The sequence below is a fragment of the Flavobacterium davisii genome (genome assembly GCF_019565505.1).
GTDB classification, from domain to species: Bacteria; Bacteroidota; Bacteroidia; order Flavobacteriales; family Flavobacteriaceae; genus Flavobacterium; species Flavobacterium davisii.
This window is the reverse complement of sequence record NZ_CP067378.1, coordinates 1,008,991-1,026,043: the sequence shown is the minus strand read 5'-3', so window position 1 is coordinate 1,026,043 and position 17,053 is coordinate 1,008,991. Positions and strand designations below refer to the sequence as shown.

18 protein-coding genes are annotated in these 17,053 nt (G+C 29.1%); all 18 read left to right on the top strand.

Translation table 11 applies throughout. The features are described from left to right. The first annotated feature begins 3 nt into the window (after nt 1–3). The 18 genes from JJC05_RS05100 to JJC05_RS05015 all read left to right on the top strand — a co-directional run bounded on the left by JJC05_RS05100 (nt 4) and on the right by JJC05_RS05015 (nt 17,039). Complete coding sequence (locus JJC05_RS05100; protein ID WP_235878459.1) at nt 4–1,740, top strand: AAA family ATPase; 1,737 nt, start codon at nt 4–6, stop codon at nt 1,738–1,740. 38 nt (nt 1,741–1,778) lie between these two features. Then, nucleotides 1,779–2,006 carry a hypothetical protein gene (locus tag JJC05_RS05095; protein ID WP_235878458.1) on the top strand — a complete coding sequence of 76 codons (228 nt, stop codon included), beginning with the start codon at nt 1,779–1,781 and terminating at the stop codon, nt 2,004–2,006. Nucleotides 2,007–2,018: 12 nt separating this feature from the next. Continuing rightward, nucleotides 2,019–3,599: an ATP-binding protein gene (locus JJC05_RS05090; protein WP_235878457.1), complete on the top strand. Its 1,581-nt coding sequence runs from the start codon at nt 2,019–2,021 to the stop codon at nt 3,597–3,599. A 293-nt stretch (nt 3,600–3,892) separates the two neighbouring features. Further along, the gene (locus JJC05_RS05085) at nt 3,893–4,459 is read left to right on the top strand and encodes a hypothetical protein (protein ID WP_235878455.1); all 567 of its coding nucleotides are present in this window, start codon (nt 3,893–3,895) and stop codon (nt 4,457–4,459) included. Nucleotides 4,460–4,850: 391 nt separating this feature from the next. After that, the gene (locus JJC05_RS05080; protein WP_127823667.1) at nt 4,851–5,048 is read left to right on the top strand and encodes a type II toxin-antitoxin system Y4mF family antitoxin; all 198 of its coding nucleotides are present in this window, start codon (nt 4,851–4,853) and stop codon (nt 5,046–5,048) included. A 2-nt stretch (nt 5,049–5,050) separates the two neighbouring features. Further along, nucleotides 5,051–5,386 (top strand): HipA N-terminal domain-containing protein, encoded by a 336-nt coding sequence (locus JJC05_RS05075; protein ID WP_127823668.1) that lies wholly within the window; start codon nt 5,051–5,053, stop codon nt 5,384–5,386. Continuing rightward, nucleotides 5,379–6,335 (top strand): HipA domain-containing protein, encoded by a 957-nt coding sequence (locus JJC05_RS05070; RefSeq protein WP_164849134.1) that lies wholly within the window; start codon nt 5,379–5,381, stop codon nt 6,333–6,335. Before JJC05_RS05075 ends, JJC05_RS05070 begins: the two co-directional genes overlap by 8 nt. Nucleotides 6,336–6,608: 273 nt before the next feature. Next, a complete protein-coding gene (locus JJC05_RS05065) occupies nt 6,609–7,136 on the top strand; it encodes a hypothetical protein (RefSeq protein ID WP_205728020.1) in 528 nt (175 codons plus the stop codon). 29 nt (nt 7,137–7,165) lie between these two features. Continuing rightward, complete coding sequence (locus tag JJC05_RS05060) at nt 7,166–8,356, top strand: hypothetical protein (protein WP_235878454.1); 1,191 nt, start codon at nt 7,166–7,168, stop codon at nt 8,354–8,356. A gap of 122 nt (nt 8,357–8,478) precedes the next feature. Beyond that, nucleotides 8,479–9,462 carry a hypothetical protein gene (locus tag JJC05_RS05055; RefSeq protein WP_127823670.1) on the top strand — a complete coding sequence of 328 codons (984 nt, stop codon included), beginning with the start codon at nt 8,479–8,481 and terminating at the stop codon, nt 9,460–9,462. Further along, nucleotides 9,459–9,947: a thermonuclease family protein gene (locus JJC05_RS05050; RefSeq protein ID WP_127823671.1), complete on the top strand. Its 489-nt coding sequence runs from the start codon at nt 9,459–9,461 to the stop codon at nt 9,945–9,947. The genes JJC05_RS05055 and JJC05_RS05050 overlap by 4 nt, the downstream gene beginning before the upstream one ends. A 55-nt stretch (nt 9,948–10,002) precedes the next feature. Continuing rightward, the gene (locus JJC05_RS05045) at nt 10,003–10,611 is read left to right on the top strand and encodes a sigma-70 family RNA polymerase sigma factor (RefSeq protein WP_235878453.1); all 609 of its coding nucleotides are present in this window, start codon (nt 10,003–10,005) and stop codon (nt 10,609–10,611) included. A gap of 2 nt (nt 10,612–10,613) precedes the next feature. Then, complete coding sequence (locus tag JJC05_RS05040) at nt 10,614–11,807, top strand: hypothetical protein (RefSeq protein WP_235878452.1); 1,194 nt, start codon at nt 10,614–10,616, stop codon at nt 11,805–11,807. Next, nucleotides 11,800–12,951, top strand: a complete 1,152-nt coding sequence (locus JJC05_RS05035) for a M48 family metalloprotease (protein WP_235878451.1) — start codon at nt 11,800–11,802, stop codon at nt 12,949–12,951. The genes JJC05_RS05040 and JJC05_RS05035 overlap by 8 nt, the downstream gene beginning before the upstream one ends. A 104-nt stretch (nt 12,952–13,055) precedes the next feature. Next, complete coding sequence (locus JJC05_RS05030) at nt 13,056–13,604, top strand: DUF6088 family protein (RefSeq protein WP_258929507.1); 549 nt, start codon at nt 13,056–13,058, stop codon at nt 13,602–13,604. A gap of 109 nt (nt 13,605–13,713) precedes the next feature. Further along, nucleotides 13,714–14,046: a nucleotidyl transferase AbiEii/AbiGii toxin family protein gene (locus JJC05_RS05025; protein ID WP_258929506.1), complete on the top strand. Its 333-nt coding sequence runs from the start codon at nt 13,714–13,716 to the stop codon at nt 14,044–14,046. Between the two features lie 171 nt (nt 14,047–14,217). Next, complete coding sequence (locus tag JJC05_RS05020; RefSeq protein ID WP_235878450.1) at nt 14,218–16,758, top strand: tetratricopeptide repeat protein; 2,541 nt, start codon at nt 14,218–14,220, stop codon at nt 16,756–16,758. Further along, complete coding sequence (locus JJC05_RS05015) at nt 16,683–17,039, top strand: CHAT domain-containing protein (RefSeq protein WP_374226351.1); 357 nt, start codon at nt 16,683–16,685, stop codon at nt 17,037–17,039. Before JJC05_RS05020 ends, JJC05_RS05015 begins: the two co-directional genes overlap by 76 nt. The last annotated feature ends 14 nt before the right edge of the window (nt 17,040–17,053 follow it).

Sequence of the window (17,053 nt, the reverse complement as noted above, 5' to 3'; positions counted from 1 at the left end):
ATTATGCTAATTACCAGAATTATTGCCAAAAACTTTAAAACCTATCGCGAACTCGATTTAGACTTAACGGTAAACGAAGAGCAACCTATTATTTTAATTGGTGGTGAAAATGGTGGTGGTAAAACCACCTTGTTTCAAGCCATTTACTATGCACTTTACGGTTTAAAAGTGAAAGACTTTGAATACTTCAACAAATTACAAAACGCTGGAGAAAGAGCAAAAAATGAAGGAAATAGTTCTAATAAAATAGAACTTGAAATTCACTTCACGGGTAAAGTGCTTCATAATGATTATAAATACATCATCAAGCGTTTATATACCATCAATGCACAAAACAGCCCAGTTGAAGCAGTAACACTAAATCTTAATGGCGATGTGTTTCAATATGGTACAGCAACGCCTCATGCAGAAAGAGTAAAAAAAGAAGCCGAAGTAAATAAAATCATCAAAGCCAATCTGCCACAAGAATTGAGTAAATATTTCTTGTTTGATGCTATGGAAGCAGGTAATTTATTAAAAGACGAATACCTTAACAGAGTCATCAAAGAAAATATTGAAAACGTAATGGGGTTCAATAAATACATTCAATTAGGCAATGCAACTAATATTTTAACACAAGACTACATTGCACAAGGTATTGAAATTGAAGAAGAACGCAATCAATACAAAAATCTATTAGAAGAAAAGAAGAAAATTGAAGAATTAATAGTAGCAACTAACACGCATTACGAACGTGCGTTAAGCTATTCATTAAGTCAAAAGGAGTTTTATGAAAGTGCTAAAGAAGGTAAAAATCTACAAGCAAATATCAAAGAACAAATACAACTAGTAGAAAGAAAAATAGAAGACATTCTCAACAGAGAGACATTATTTATAGAACAATCGGAAAGATTCTTAAATGATATAGAAATTCAGGTATTTATACCTAAACTCATTTCCATCATTCAAAACGAAATCGAGTTAGTTTTAGCTGAAAAAAGTCAAAAAAACAATAATGATTTTATTGAACCAGAGCATGTTACTAAAATTTCAGAAAAAGTAATAGCATTCTTAAAAGAAAACAATTTAATAGAATCAGAACTAACAAACGAACAAAAAGGATTACTTAAAGAATACATCATAAAAAAATCAAATCAAGGCAATATCAAAGCCGATTATGATTTTATCGATAAAAACGATGTAACTAATTTGGAACAATTACTGGGTTGGTCTAGTATCAATCAATTTACCATAATAGAACAGCAAAAAGAAAGTTTGGAAAAAGAACTAGCTACTTTACCAAATTTAAAAATTCAGTTGTTAGATTTAAGAAAAAGTGATGTTGACGGTGGTGACGAAATCATTCAAAGCTTCGAGGCAAACGAGCTCAAAATAAAAGAGCACAAAGAAACCATCAAAGGCTATAAATCCGATATTGAAAAACTAGATACTAAAATCAAAAAATTCGATTTATCAGATGAAGAAGTTCCTAATCCAAAATTAGAAATACTTAAAAAATTAGGACCATTATTTACAAAAGTCTCAAACGCATTATTGGTTAACAAAAAGTCACGCATTGAAGAAGCAATGAAAAATGACTTAAACACAACATTAGTGGCTTATGAAAATCAAATTGATCGTGTTGAACTGTCGGAAGATTTAAGTAATCTTTCATTCAAAATTTACCACAAAGCAGGTAACGAAATCTATTTAGAGGAATTAAATGCAGCATCTAAACAAATTATTATCCGGTACTTTTGAAATCACTACACTATTTCGGAGATTATAATCCACCTGTAATGATTGATACAGTAATGGGATATTTAGATGAAAGTAGTAGAGCTTCACTTCTAGAAAACTATTTCCCTAAGTTGTCACATCAAACTATTTTGTTAAGTACCGATAGCGAAATAAGAAAACATATCGATTTAGAAAAAATTGAAAATTTTATTGCAAAAAAATTCACATTAGTTCGCGATAAAGAAAATCAATTAACAGAAGTAGTTGAAGGGTATTTCCCAAATTAATACTAGGAAGTTATGGCAGCAATAGAAACAGGTTTAAGACAAGCGGAAGCACTAAATTCAAAAATGAATGATTTGCGTGAACGTTTAGAAAAATATATAAATTTAAAACACTATACAGACAATCATAAAAACGTTACTCCTAAAGGTAATGCTAAATTGATGCGTATGTGTTTAATCGCAGGTTTGTCCGACACAGAAAAAAGAACAAAAGACGATTTGAACATGCAAATGTCTTCAAATAGTATTCACCCAACACTATTTACAGTTCACAATTTAAACGGAATACTAGCATCATTAATCAAGTTAAGATATCACGATTTAGATATCAATTGGGAAGATAACATCTCAAAAAGTAAAGTTGTAAACGCAGAAATCTTTAGAGGTTTTGACATTCTGATGAAAGGTGATACTTTACATGATTGGTTAAAAGTAAGTACTGCAGCGTCTATAAAAGCAGGTCAAATTCCATTCTTAAATTTAAATATCGGTAGTTATGATGGCGACATCAATGCCTATTTAGATATGAATAGTAAAAATGTAACCAATACACAAATTTTGGTAGCAGGAACAACAGGTTCTGGTAAATCAAATTTATTAGCAGTATTAATGAACGAAATGCGTTCACTATCTGTAGAAAGTAATTATCCAGTAAACTTCCTATTCTTTGACTACAAAGGCGAGTTTTCAGACATGGCAAACAACGATTGGTTACGTCATTTTGAAGTAGACCGTTCGGCTATTTTAGACCCAATGGTAGAACCTTTACCTATTACACCTTTCAAAAATTTTGTAGGCAAAACACAAAATGAAATCAACTTATACTCTACAGAATTAGCCAATGCTTTGTTATCAATAGACAGGGCAACTATTAGTGCTAATATGAGTGAAAGATTGTCATCAGCAATAATTAATGCATATAAAGACACTAAAGGGAAACCAATCAACTTTACTCAAATAATCGAAAGCTATACAGAACTTCAACCCGAAAAAGACAGAGAAAAAACTGACAGTGTAAAAGCGGTATTGAGTCAATTAGAACGTTCCAATTTGTTTTCAAACGAAGATCGTATCGACTTAATCGGAAATAGCTTCATTGTAAAAATGGACAAATTTCCAAACGATGGCCCAATTGGTAAAGCCATAGTATATTTTATAGTTTCGAAACTAAATGCTATATATGAAAACCTACCTGTACAAGCCAATGACAAAGAAAAAGTAGAGCTACGTCACTTCACCATAATTGATGAAGCACATTACATGTTAGGCTTTGATAACAAACCACTTCGCGATTTAATAGCTGTAGGTCGTAACAAAGGCATGAGTATCATACTTGCAACCCAAAACATGGATGCATATAAAAGTAAATTCTTTGATTTCTACGCAAACGCACAATATCCATTAATAATGAAACAACAATCCATCAATGATGGCGTACTAAAAGACATGTATGGAGTATCGGGAAGTGAATTAGTAGAAATAAAACAAGCAATCGCCAGCCTTCAAAAAGGAGAACTCATCATCAAAAATAACGATGCCATTTTAATGGGATTAGGTAAAAAATATAAGAAAATTAAAGTAAGACATTTGATATAATAATTATGGATAAGTAAATCAGTTGCTCCTAAAAACTCAAATCTTCGTAAAAAACAATAGATCAGAAGTTGATTTTTATTATTAAAGGCAAGGTTTTTATGATAAACCCTTTAATAAACTTGCACCTATTTATTAAATTTTACAATTTGGATATTTAAAGTTCCGAGTTAAAGGTTCTAAAAGAATTAAAACCTTTCAAAAATTGCTAAAATTGAAGAATTTTAAAAAAAAAACAGACACTAATTTACGTTGATTTATTTTTCAACACACCATAATTTAATTACATTTTTAGTATGGATTTATTGGACAATATAATATTCAACCCTTCCAAATTAGTTATTTCAATTGGAGAAATAGACGCGGGTTGGATGGATATTACTTTAACAACAAACACAAAAAGTATTGACTATATGGTTAGCTATGTCTGCGACCCAGTAAATGATTTGCTAATAAATTTTTCAAAACTTATAACGGGACACCCCATTGAAGTAAATCCTTTCCTAAAATTAGACAACCTTTTTCACGTCATACATGATTGTGAAGGTCAATTAATAACCCGGGTAATTATTAAAGAAAATGATAAATTGAAAATTTTAATTTGGGAAAATCAATACGATGTACTAGATTGGATACGTCTTGGCTTTAGCGCAAAAGAAATTTATTTTTATGAAGAAATTCCAAATATAAACGATTGTCTAATTTTTGCGATAGATTCCTCGATTTCCGATTTTGCTCAAACATTAGTGAACTGTATACAACAGCTTAAAAATAAAGAAGAATTCTTAATCTATAAAGAATCTTGGGGATATGAATTTGATGAAGACGCTTTTAAAAAAATCGAAAGTTATTTAGAGAAATAAAAACATATAGATTAGCCAAGCTTGAAGCCCTATCTTTTTATTTATTGAATTTACTCAATATTAAAATCAACCCTTTTCAACCTTGAAATTACTATAATAACCTAAGGGTCTGTCGAGAAGGAACAGTGAAATAAACATTACTTTAACGGTAACAATAATAGCATTTATACCCACAAATACAGTATATAATGAACACCTTTTCTTAAAATCAAAATAAAGACAATACCACTTACCCATAAAAAAAATCAATTATACGCAATTGCATATAGCTTTTAATGTTTATTCATCTTTATATGTAAAAACATATAATCAAGCTTGTTTTAATATTTTTATATCTATTTACATATAATTGAATGTTTTTTATTATTTTTATATTCAAAAGCATATAAAAATGGATTTGATTGCAGATTTTATTAAAAAGAGACGTAAACAAGCTGGACTTACTCAGGAAGAGTTTGCAACAAAGGCGGGGGTAGCTTTAACGGTTATTCGAAAAATTGAACAAGGCAAAGAAAACTTGAGTCTATCAAAAGTAAATCAGGTATTGAAAATGTTTGGACATGTTTTAGGTCCCATTAGCGAAAAATAATCATGAGACAAGCTATAGTTAAATATAACAACATTCAATCGGGCATTTTAAAAGAGTTAGATAGCGGAGAATATGAATTTGTGTACGATGAAAATTACATTGAAAACTTTCCCGATTTATTTATAACTTTCAATATGCCAGTACAAAGGCGGGCGTACAGAAGTAAAAGATTATTCCCTTTTTTTGATGGTTTAATTCCAGAGGGGTGGTTGCTAAATATTGCCTCCGAAAGTTGGAAAATAAATAAAAATGACCGTATGGGACTTCTTTTAGCCTGCTGTCAAAATACAATTGGAGCTGTCAGTATTCACCCTATTAATGAAAATCAAGATGTCTAAATGCCTCTATTGTTATCAAGAAATAGTTACTATTACTAATCTTGATTATCACGATAAATGTATCAAAGCTTTTTATGGCACTTCCTTAGCCCCTGCTCTTCCATATCGTTTAGAAGAAATGGAACAATTAGCAAGGGATGCTGTAGCATTATCAGTAACCGTGCCTGGTGTGCAACCTAAATTATCGCTAGGATGGATAAAATCAACCTTAGAAAATGGACACGATGGTCGTTTAACCATTATGGATGCCTTAGATGGTAACTATATCCTAAAACCACAAAATTCTCAATACCCACAGATGCCAGAAAATGAACATCTCTCAATGAAATTAGCTGAATTGCTAAAAATTGATGTAGTGCCTTCTAATATGATTCGTTTAGCTTCTGGCGAATTGTGCTATATTACTAAAAGAATTGATAGAAAAAAAGCAGGTCAGAAAATTCATATGATTGATTTCTTACAAATCCTTGAATTAGAAGACAAATATTTAGGAACAACCGAATTACTTGGAAAAACTATAGGCGAATTATCCGTGAACACCTTATTGGATAAATTGAGGTATTTTGAACTAACACTTTTCAATTTTATCATAGGTAATAATGATATGCATTTGAAAAACTTTTCAATGTGGTTATCAGACATAGGATGGGTATTATCCCCAGCTTATGATTTGTTGAACGTAAAAATTATTTTACCAAAAGACGATGAAGATACTGCATTGAAATTTGGAGGTAAAAAGAAAAATTTTAATAAAAAATACTTTGATAGATTTGGAGATCTCTTGAAATTGAACGAAAAACAGATAAATTCTGTTTACAAAAAACTACATAAATGGTTACCTAAAGCCATTCAATTAATTGATAATTCCTTTTTAAATGAAGATGCAAAATTGAGCTATAAAGAATTAGTAAAAAAACGTACTAACTTATTTATAGAAAATCCAAAATAACTAATTTCAAACTATAATCCGCATTAGACATCGTAGTTAAACAAAATTATACTATACTCTCAATCGCATTCTAAAAACGAGAGGAAATTTATTTATAGGAATCAAGCGTCAATACTATTGACGCTTTTTTTTTGTGAAATCAAAACGCTGTATACTAATAATATACAACACTTCTTAAAAATAAATATTCATAAAACATTAGTAATAGGGTTACCTTTTTAAATAAAGAATATAAATAGATATAAATTAATTTTTAACATAAAAACTTATATCATGAAAAATGTATTCTTTTTAATCACTTTGTTTTTAACATCATTTTTATCCTTTGCGCAGTCACAAGTATGGGTTGATGGCTATTACAGAAGCAATGGAACCTATGTCAAGGGGCACTATAGAACGGAAAAAAACCATACTGTTAATGATAATTGGACAACAAGAGGTAATATTAATCCGCATACTGGTAAACACGGTACAAGACCTAGGAGTGTGTCATATTCTTACAACACATCTCGTTATTCTAATTTCAAGGCCAAATCTTATGATTCTCTAGAATATACTTCTACAGTATACTCTCATTCAAAACAAGCAACATCTTCATATACAATACCTGCTTATACAACTCCATCATACACAACTCCAACATATAATAGTTATAATAGTAATAGTTCTGCTAATTTTTTAGCATCCTATTCTTCAGCTGAAACTAACACGCAGACTTATGCATCTCAAACCATTTATACTGGACCTAGAGGTGGTACTTACTATATTAATAGCAATGGCAATAAAACTTACATAAAATAAATCTTTTTTAATATTTTAAATTAATCGATATGCAAGAAAGTATAACTTCCGATAAAATTACATTAACCCAGTATGGCTTTCAATCAGCAACAAATTCAAAATCAAATCCTGAAAGTATTGATGGCTATTTAAACAAAGTATATGACAAGTTCTTAGAAGATCAAAAGTTAGACGAAACTGGTGTTAAAAATAGAATTTCAAGATTGCGAGAAGAAGTAATATTGGAAAAAACCAGAAAAAATGATCTTCAAGCAGAAATCACAGCTTACAGCGCTAATAAAATTGATAAAGAAAACGAAATTCAAGAACTTGAATTAGATAGAATTGACATAAAAAATGGTGAAGGCGAATTAGGTGATACAACTTCCTTTATCATTGGAGCTTTCATAACAATTCTACTTACACTTTACTTGTTTGTCCTTTACTCTTCTTCCGGTTATTCTTCTTTTTATGGAATAAAGCAAGGAAGTTTAGGTTTCATAAATGCAAATGTTTTTTCAGATGCTTTGAATCGAGGCGGTGGGGTTTTTGCTTTGATAATCCTTTTTCCAGTGATTTTTTTAGGATTAGGATTTTTAATTCATAATGCATTAGAAGAAAATAAAGAATTGGTTAAAAAAGGAAAACCACAAAAATTTGCTTTGATTTCGGTATTGCTCTTTATAACATTTATTGCCGATGCTTTCATTGGTTATAAAATTGCCGAAGGAGTACACAACAATGAGTTTAATGCTGGTCGTACAAATGAATTGTGGAATTTCAATATGATATTTTCGGATATTAATTTTTACTTAGTATTGATATTAGGGTTTGTAGTTTATGTCATTTGGGGATTCTTATTAAACTATGTGTTAAGCCATTCCTATTTAAAAACAGAAAATGAAAAAACCAAAATAATGCTTAGTAACATTAGCGATAGAATTCAAGAAAAGAAAAATGAATTAAACCTTATTTTATCGAGAATAGCTAAGGCCGAAAGTGATATTTTATCATGCAATGCGAAAATTGAAGACAAAGAAAAAAACATAAGTGGTTATGAAGCTGGAGACATCCCAATTAACATTTCAACTTTAAAAGCAGCAATCGGAGAATTTATGGGAGGTTGGCAATATTTTACCAATGGAAATTTCAATTCGGATGATGCTTTAAAATTAAATAATGAAGCAATTAGAGTACAAACAAATTGGATGAATTTCAAAATTGAAAATCTAAACGAGTAATCAGTTAAGTTATGGAAACAAAAAGAGCAAATAAAGTTAAAAGTAAAAAACCAATTTACATATTAATCGCAGTATTAGTGTTTTTTATTCTTTTCATTAGTCTAATCTCAATGCCTTCTAAATTGAATACTGCTATCGATGAAATTCAAATTAGTACAAATGTGAATGAAGTAAAATCAATTTTTGACAAATATAAATTCGATTTGTTAGAAACTGATGAAAACGGAAATAAATGTATTGCCGTTGAATTTCAAGATGAGCTTCGTAAAAAGTTGAGTACTTTCAATTTAGATGAAAAAGAAATCAAACATTGTTTAGAGTGGTTACCCACTGCAAAAACTAACGTAAATGTAATTGTAGTTCCCGATTTATCAAGAAGAATTTTAGATGAAATTAACAATCCAAATCAAGTGGCTAATGACAAAATTATTCTTTCAAGCATCTGGAAATCATTTGTTGAAATTTCAATGCTAAAACAGGATTCAAAAGACAAGTTGATAATTGATGTAACAGATGTAGAACAAGCTAAGGGAAAATTTAACGCTATAGCAAATAATCTACAATTTGACTTATCAAATCATAAAGGAAAAAGTAATCGATTGTATTTTACAGCTGATAAAACTGACCAATTTAATTTGGGGATAGAAAAAATGTACAATTCAGCAGTTCAGAAACCACTGGGTGCAGATTATGTATTTTATTTCAAAAGATACTTAGAAAGCAGAATTAAAAAGAATACGCTATTTGATAACTACGTAAATAAAATTGTTATTATTACAGATGGATATTTAGAACCCGAAGAAAGTGCAGCCTATACAAAATTGGCACCTCAGTTATACAAATCTTTAAATATTGGAAATACAAACGAATTGATTTCAATCTTAGGATTAAACATTCCAAATGTAAACGTAGATTTATCAAATTCTGAAATATTAATTTGCGAAGTAAACGAACGAAAAAAAGGAAAAGGTAAAGATTTCGAAATTTTAAAAGCCTACTGGACCGATTGGTTACAAAGAATGAATGCTAGAAATATCAAACTGGTACATCGCGAACAGGCAACAGATATAACAGTAAATACAATTAACCAATTCATCAAGCAATGAAAATAGCAGCTATTCTATTCTTTACAATTTTTACCCATAATTGGTCATTATGCCAAACGCAAATTCCAACAACTTTTCAAGCAAAAGTTGTTGGAGTCAAAGATGGCGATACGTTCAAAGTATTGTATAACAATTCCGAAATAACAATCCGTTTAAATCACATTGATTGTCCTGAAAAAAACCAACCTTATGGGAAAAATGCTAAGTGGAAAGCATCTGATCTTTGTTTTGGTAAAATGGTAAAAATAGTGAGTAATGATAAAAGAGACCATTACAATAGATTGATTGCTGAGGTGTTTTGTGATAACATAAACATCAACAAAGAATTAGTTAAAAATGGATTAGCTTGGCACTTTAAAAAATACTCCTCTAATAATGACTATGCAAAATTGGAAATTCAAGCTCGTAAATTAAAAGTTGGTTTATGGCAACAATGTAATTCCATACCACCATGGCAATGGCGTAAACAAAAAATTAAAAGGTGATTTTCTCAAAATTTATTAAATTGTAGCGATTTTAAAAACAAACTAAATCGCTACAATGAATAAACTTTTAAGCTTAATACAGATTACTGACAAGGATTTATTATCTAAAATAAAAGAAGATAGTGACAATCTAAGCATTGTTTATAAAAAATGTAAAAATAACAGCATTCGTTTTCTAAAAAAGTATGCTCCTCAATTTAACGAATTTGAATTAGAAGATATTTATCAAGATGCAATAATCGTTTTATATGAAAAAATAATTGATGATAAATTTGATTTAAACTGTTCATTTCAAACCTATATTAATGCAGTCTGTAAAAATCAACTATTAAACCACTCAAAAAAGAAAAATTTAACCATCCAGTTTGCAGATAATAATGAAATACAAGATATAGATCATACTATTCCAAATATTAAGGATTCTTTAGATGAAGTTGAAAATACTAACGAACCTTATTTTCAAGCAATTGAAAAAGCATTGTTAAAAATAAAAGAAACTGGCGGACATTGCTATGAGTTATTAACGTTGTTTTGGTATCATAAAAAAAGTATGATCGAATTAACGGAAGTTTTTGGCTATTCTAATGCTGATAATACAAAGCAACAAAAAGCAAAATGCCAGAAAAGATTAGAGAAATTAGCGTTCAATGAGTTGAGTAACTAAACATGAAGAAATCAGAACAAATAATAAAATCATTAGTGCTTCCAGTATTGGAAAAGGACAATAATTTCAATCAATTAAATTTGAATGATGATTTCTGGAAAGCATTTACTGCAGCGATTTTACTTTACGAAAATGATGCTAAACCTAGTTTCAAAGTTGTATATGAATTACAATTAAATGATCCAGAGAAAGTAATTAAAAAACTAACATCAATTCATACTACTTTCATTAAGGAACTTGCTGAACTTCATGTTTTAGAAGGTAGCGACGAAGCTATTAATATTTTATTAACGAAAAACGATAAGCTTTTTTTAGAACAGGTTAACTATTTTAAAACCGTTAAAGGTGTAATAACAAAATTAGAACGTGAACGCATTAAAGAGGAATTACCCAAAGCTTATGAAAAAGTAACATTTGAAATTCCTGAAAATGATTTAGAAGCTGCAATTAAAAAGACCGAAAGAGAAAACCTTAAAAAAAAATTCAAACAATGGGATGAAGAACTAACCGATTTTTCTCATGTCGCTGCGGCAACATCATTAGTTACAGTGTCGAAAAAATCCACTACTTCTAAAGTGTTTTCTTTAACATGGGTTAAGTATGCTGTTGCCTCTTGTTTTGTTGTGGCTATCGGTACTTGGGTTTACTTTTCAAATTCTGAAATAAAGCAACCTGATACAGATTTTGTTGTAACTCCAAAGGATAATCAAAAACCTTTGGATTCTGTTAAGAATTTAGACAAGACAGACCCAATACAAGAAATAGTTAAGGATAAATCAACTTCTGTAGCAGCTAAAGACACAGCTGTTTCGGTGTTGTCAAGTCAGAGCGCATTAGGATATTCAGATTCAAACAACAAAAAAGGATTTAAAATTAACTATATCGATTACAGTAAAAAAATTGAAGGTTTAAAGGAGGCTTTAAAAAGAGATAACAACCCCGAATATATAGAAGAATATAAAAAATTAACGGGATTAAATAATAAATATATTTTTGATGGGATTTCGCTTTCGGTTTACAAAAAAGCCTTAAATCGTAAAGAATCTATTTTAACAACAGCTGACGGTTCACTTTATTTTTACGATAAATCCGATTTTTATAAATTACAAAAAACAGAAATTCCACTTGAATTAGAAAAAGTAAAAGATAATAAAGTTAGAGAAGAATTAGAAAAAATCATTTTTGAAAATGAATAGAAATCTTCAAAATAATTTGAAACTAAGCACGACATTAATACTTGCTTTTATTTCTTTTTTCTCTATGGGTCAAACTCATACAGAAAAACAAATTGAATCTGTTTTCAAAAACTTAGTATTGGCTTATGGCAATTCTAAAGCAGCTCCAAAATTAGCCTTTTTAAATAAAGATACTATCAAAACAACACCAGCTTTGTACACAACTTCACCTCAGCCAACTATTATGGTAGATGGTAAGTTTTATGATCTCTGTCGTTCTTTTGGTAAGGATAGTACAAATGCATTAGCCGTAGTTTTAAGTCATGAATTAGCACATTACTATAACGACCATACTTTTTGTGCTGATTTTGCATTTGTAGTTAGAAAAAATAATGCTGAATTAGCTCAAAAATTAAAAACGGTTTCTAAGTCCGATAAAATAAGTAGAGAAACTCAAGCCGATTATCAAGGGTTTTTCTATGCAGCCATTGCAGGCTACAATCCTTTTGATTGCTATGAAAAAACTATAGAGGGTATCTACAAACAATATCAATTACCTGAAACTAATCCAGGTTATCCTTCAAAAGCAGAAAGAAAACAAATGGCAATTGCCGTGAAACAAAAAACTAGTGAGCTCTATCTTGCTTTTCAAAAATCAATTCAGTTAAAAGAAGCAAAAAAGTATGATGAAGCAATGCAACTATTGGAAGAAATCAACACTTATTTTCCATCACGTGAAAATTACAATAATTTAGGAGTAATTAAAACCTTAAGCGCCTTAGATTTAAAAGTGTTAACATTGGAAGAACACAAATTTCCAAAACGTTTTCTATATCCTTTAGAGCTGGACAACTCGAGCCGTTTAAATTATAATGGAACTAGAGGTGCTGAAGCTGACCTAGCCAAAATGATGCAACTTTTAAAATCGGCTCAAAAAGACTTTGAAAAAGCAATCAGTTTAGACCCTAACTATACTATGGCATTTGTTAATCTTGCTTGTGTTTTCGATTTGTTAGATAATCCAGAAGCCGCTATTGGTAAAATAAAAGAATTATCAAAAGAACAACAAAATACAAACGAAGCAAAACGAATTCTAGCAATTGCCTTTTATCATGCAGATAACGAATCAAAAGCAGATGCCATTTGGCGGGAAATAGAAAAATAATGTTTTCACAAGCCTTTAATTAATTAAGAAATCATTAATATAATAATCTTAATTTTTCTGTCACAAATTTTTGCTATATTTGTGACAAATAATACAGTTTTAAAATGACTCAAAGCATTGAAAAACAAATAGAAAAATCTATAAAAAGCAGACAAAAAGGAGTTTTAATTATTCCTGACGATTATATGGGTTATGGTTCGTCCGATGCTGTGCGAAAAGCGTTGGATAGGTTAGAAAATAAACAAATAATTGTTCGTGTAGCACAGGGTATTTATGTTCGCCCAAAAATTAGCAAATTGATAGGGCCATTAGTTCCTACAGCAGAAGAAGTAGCCGAAGCCATTGCTAAAAGAGACAGAATAAGAACCATACCTACAGGGAGCTATGCACTTAATGCACTAGGATTGAGTACACAAGTACCTATGAATATTGTATTACTTACAGATGGCTCTCCAAGAGAAATAAAAGTAGGTAAAAGAAAGATAAAATTTAAAAAAACTACACCTAAAAACTTACTGGCAAAAGGAAAAATTAGTCGATTAGTCATTCAAGCATTGAAAGAAATTGGAAATGGTAAGGTAACCACAGAAGAAGAAATCAAAATTATTGGTTTGTTGAAAAAGAAAACACAAAAGACTTATTACACGATATAGCATTGGCTCCAGTTTGGATTCAAAAAATAATGAAACTCGCCTTAAACATCAATAAATAAAATAAAGGCGAGTTCTTTGTTTCAATTTAAAATAATATAAGCAGTAGTAAATGGCAAAAATAGATTTCTATAAAGTAGGCAAAACAGAAAAAGAAGCGGTTTTTAACGCCATTGCAACTCAAATGGGAATGAAGCCTTTTGCTGTTGAAAAAGATTGGTGGGTAAGTCGCTCATTAGAAATTATCTTTCAAATGGAAATAGCACAACACCTAGTTTTCAAAGGAGGCACTTCTTTAAGTAAAGCTTGGAAACTAATAAATAGACTTTCAGAAGATATTGATTTAGCTATAGAATTTTTTGGGTTCAAAGGTGAATATAGCTATTGTGAATTAGCTCCTACTAAATATTCTAAGTTTTTCTCTAATCAAATAATAAATTGGTAATATGAAGTTTACATCATTAATCTTTTTTGGTTTGTTTTTTCAATATACAATATCTCAAATAGATAGTACAAAGATATATTTTGATAAAAAGAATATCAAAATGTCATAAGATTTAATGAAAAACATACGACTCATATATCAACTGATTCAGATAATTTTAACAATATGTATATGTTAGCTTTATCATATCTTATTGATCAAAATTTAGTTAAATCCGAAGAAAAATTTAATGAATGTTTAAAAATTGCTAATATAGAATATGGTAACATTAATCAAACTGCAACTATAATTTTAGAAAAACTATATTCTATAAACATTCAAAATAAAAAATACGATAAAGCTCTAGAATATTTAAATGAACTTATACTCATTCATAAAAATTTATTTGGAACTAACAACGTTAAATACACAGATTATCTTTATAAGAAATCTATGTTATATGATGATTTGAATAATTTTTCAATGTCTGAAAAAACTCTTTTTGATTTAAGTCAAGTTTTAAAAGAAACAAAAGGCGTTAACAGTATTGAATACCAATTGAATTTAAGGTATATAGCTACCTTTTACAAAAAGAACAAGAAGATAGATTTAGCACAAAAAAAATATTTAGAATCACATAGGCTTCAAAAACTAAATTTATCAGATTTATTAATAGATGAATATATTTTTACATTAAAAACAATTGCTATATTTTATTTAGAACAATTTGATTTTGACAAATCTAAAGCGTTTTATATTGAGGCACAAGAATTAGTACTGAAAACATACACTATTTATAGTAAAGAATATTTAAAAGTCTGTTATGAATTAGCTAGATTATATAGCTTACAAAAAAAATATACCGAATCAGAAAAATTGTTTTTAAGCATTATTGATATTGCTAGAAAAAATATTTCTTTAAAAGACGAAGAACATGAAGCTATTTTGGAGTTAGGTGAAATTTATAGTACAACTAATGACTTTAAGAAAGCTGAATATTACTATAAAAAAACCATAGAGATTAGCTCTAATATTACCTATAATATTAATGCCAACAAAGGATTGCATCATATATATTTATCTCAAGATGACTTTAAAAATGCTGAAAAATATTTGATAAATAGTATAAGTCTGTGCAAAAAAAAATTTGGCAATGAATCAAGAGAAAGTCTAGATCTTTTACTAAAGTCGACTTTTTTTTATTCAAGTATTGGCGATGAAAAAAAAATGTATCAATATTTGAATGAAGCAACTTCTATATTTAATAATAATGATATTCTAAGTAGTGATAAGCATTTAATGATTATATTTTCAATGAGATGGTCAAATATTTATTTGAGTAATAAAGAGTTTAATAAAGCTATTAATGCCCTAAATAAAGTTATAGAACTATCAGAAGAAAATCCAACTTACAATTATAATTCCAATTTTTGTGCAAGTATTTATTGTTCAATCGCTCATATTTATTTCTATAAAAATGACTTAAAAAACTCTCTATTACATTATGAAAAGGCTCTAAAGAATAGAAATAAAAACATTATAGATGATTTGGAATTCAATATATACTTTGGCCTTTTAGAAGTTTATTCAAGTAGTAACGATATTTCCAATTATACAACAACACTTAATAGCGTTGTAAATTTGATTAAAGTTATGGAATCAAAACATTTCATTTCTTACAGGACATATTATAATTTTTTAAAATTACTATCGAATAATAATCATTATGATTCATTATTTTTAGAATATTACAAAAAATTTGATTATAAAAGAAAACAAAACATATTTAACATTTTAGATATATTATCTGAACATCAATTATTGAATAGCGTTAATAAGTCTTACTCAAATTTGTTAAATTTTGAATTGTCAACTTTAACTAAAAACAATTATAACATTGTAACAGATTTTAATAGTTATACATACAATTACAATCTTCTACTGAAAAACTTAACCTTACGAAATCAAAAAAGAATCAAAAAAGATATCGAAGTAAATGGAGTTCCAGAAATTAAAATTAAATACAATAATTTAATAGAATACAAAAAACAGTTAAACAAACTCGAAGAGCAATCAACTATAAAATCTGAAGCCTACCTCAGTTTATTAGCTTCTACAGAATCCCTTGAAAAAGATTTAGTCCGTAGCTCCTCAACTTTTGCAAAACCCCAAAATGAACTAACTACTTCCCGGAAACAAATTCAAGAAAAACTAAAACCAAACGAAGTAGTTATAGACTTAGTTTCATTTAATTATTATAACAAAAAATGGACTGACAGTATTATGTATGGTGCTTTTGTAATTAAAAAAGACAGCAAATTTCCAAAGTTTGTAAATCTGTTTGAGGAAAAACAACTAGCAGTTTTATTAGAAAGGAATAATAAAGCGCACGATTCAATACAATCCAAGATAATTAATAAGCAATATTCAGATAAAGAAATCAGCAATTTGTTTTACAAACCACTAGAAGCAGAATTAAAGAATAGTAATACGATTTATCTGGCTCCTTCGGGTTTGGCGCACCAAATAAATTTTAAAGCCCTACCTGTAAATACAAATCAAACTTTGGGCGAAAAGTACAAGTTAATTCTTTTAGGCTCTACAACTACATTGGTAGATTATAAACCATTAACCATCAATAAAAAGATAATTTTGAGATTGTTTTATATGGTGGAATTGATTACAACAAAAAACAGCTTGAGGTTTATAAAGAAGCTTATTCAAACGAATTAAATGATTTAGCAACCAGAAGTGGAATTTTGGAATTTAATTATTTACCCGGCACCAATGATGAGGTAAATAAGATTAATAAAGAAGCAATTACGTATAACTTCAAAACTACAATTAAAACCGAAAGCGCAGCTACAGAAGAGAGTGTAAAGCAATTAAGCGGAAAAGTAAATCCTTTCATATTGCATTTAGCAACTCATGGTTTTTTCTTTGAAAATACAAAACAGGAATTATCAGAATTAGACAGAAACATTCCAATAGAGGCTAAAAAAGAATCTATATAGCATCAGAAGACCCT